Origin of the sequence: Actinomadura keratinilytica (assembly GCF_039539665.1) — a bacterium.
Classification (GTDB): Bacteria; Actinomycetota; Actinomycetes; order Streptosporangiales; family Streptosporangiaceae; genus Spirillospora; species Spirillospora keratinilytica.
This window is the reverse complement of the sequence record NZ_BAABDO010000254.1, coordinates 1-1654: the sequence shown is the minus strand read 5'-3', so window position 1 is coordinate 1654 and position 1654 is coordinate 1. Positions and strand designations below refer to the sequence as shown.

The 1654-nt window shown below is 76.1% G+C and carries 1 protein-coding gene; it reads right to left on the bottom strand.

Annotation, left to right across the window (positions count from 1 at the left end; translation table 11 throughout):
- A partial coding sequence (locus ABD879_RS32505) for a condensation domain-containing protein (RefSeq protein WP_345025627.1) occupies positions 1-1654 on the bottom strand: 1654 nt, incomplete at both ends.

Genomic DNA, 1654 nt, shown 5'->3' with positions numbered 1-1654 from the left:
CGCCATGCGCGACCGCCGCCGCATCGGGCGTGCGGGCGGCCTGCGCCTCCACCAGCTCGGGCGCCAGGACGTCCGGGACGGGCAGCGCGGTGTCGTTCCACTCGCCGAACAGGCGGTGCCGTTCGGGCTCCTCCAGCAGGTCGATGTCGCCGAGCCGCCGGCCGGGGTCGGCGGCGACGGCGGCGAGCAGCCGTTCCAGGCGGGCGGCCATGGACCGGGCGGTGCCGGCGTCGAACAGGTCGGCGGCGTATTCCAGGCGGCAGTCGATCCCGGCGGGGTTCCCGGCGGCGTCGCGGCGCTCGTCCACCAGCAGCGCCAGGTCGAAGCGGGACACGCCGGTGTCGACCGGGTCCAGCGCGACCGTCAGCCCCGGCAGCTCCACCCGCGCCGACGGGTCGGTCTGCATCGAGATCATGACCTGGAACAGCGGGTGCCGGGCCAGGGACCGCCGCGGGTTCAGCACCTCCACCAGGCGCTCGAACGGCACGTCCTGATGGGCGAACGCCGCAAGATCCGTCTCCCGCACCCGCGCCAGCAACTCGGCGAACGCAGGATCGCCCGAGGTGTCGGTGCGCAGCACGAGAGTGTTGACGAACACGCCGACCAGGTCGTCCAACGCCCGGTCCGTACGGCCCGCCACCGGGGAGCCGATCGGGATGTCGGTGCCCGCACCGAGCCGCGTGAGCAGCCCCGCCAACGCCGCCTGCAACACCATGAACAGGCTGGCGCGGTGCTCGCGGGCCAGGTCGGCGAGCGCGGCGTGCAGGTCGGCGGGCAGTGTGAACGGCACCTGCGCGCCCCGGTAGGAGGCCCGCGCGGGGCGGGGCCGGTCGGCGGGCAGTTCGAGCTGGTCGGGCAGCCCGGCCAGGGCCTGTTTCCAGTAGGCGAGCTGCCGTGCGGCCAGGCTGCCCGGGTCGTTCTCGTCGCCGAGCAGGTCGCGCTGCCAGACCGCGTAGTCGGCGTACTGGACGGGCAGCGGCGCCCAGTCCGGCGCCCGGCCCTCGGCGCGCGCCGCGTACGCGGTGATCAGGTCGGCGGCCAGCGGCTCCATCGACCAGCCGTCCCCGGCGATGTGGTGCAGCACGATCAGCAGCAGGTGCTCGTCGCCGTCGGCGCGCCGGCCGAGGCGGAACACGTGCGCGCGGACGGGCAGGTCGCGGGTCAGGTCGAAGCGGCGGGTGGCGGCGGCGAGGATCTCCCGGCGGCGTTCGGCGTCGGTGGCGTCGGCCAGGTCGGCGACCGTCAGCACCGGGTCGACCTCGTCGGGGTGGCGCAGGATCCGCTGGTGCGGCTCGCCGCCGATCACGGTGAACACGGTGCGCAGGGCCTCGTGCCGGGCCAGCATGTCGTCCATCGCGGCGCGCACCGCGTCCAGGTCGAGCCGGCCGGTCAGCCGCAGCGGGATGGGGATGTGGTAGACGGCCGAGCCGCCGTCCAGGTCGTTGACGAACCACAGCCGCCGCTGCGCGTACGACACGGGGAGGGGGTCGGGCCTGGGCCCGGCCGTCAGCGCGGGGCGCCGCCCGCCGGAGGTGTCGAGGCGCGCGGCCAGGGCGGCCACGGTGGGCGCCTCGAACACCGCGCGGACGGGGAGGTCGCCGCCGAGGGCGGCGCGGGCGCGTGCGGCGACGCGGGTGGCCTTGAGGGAGTCGCC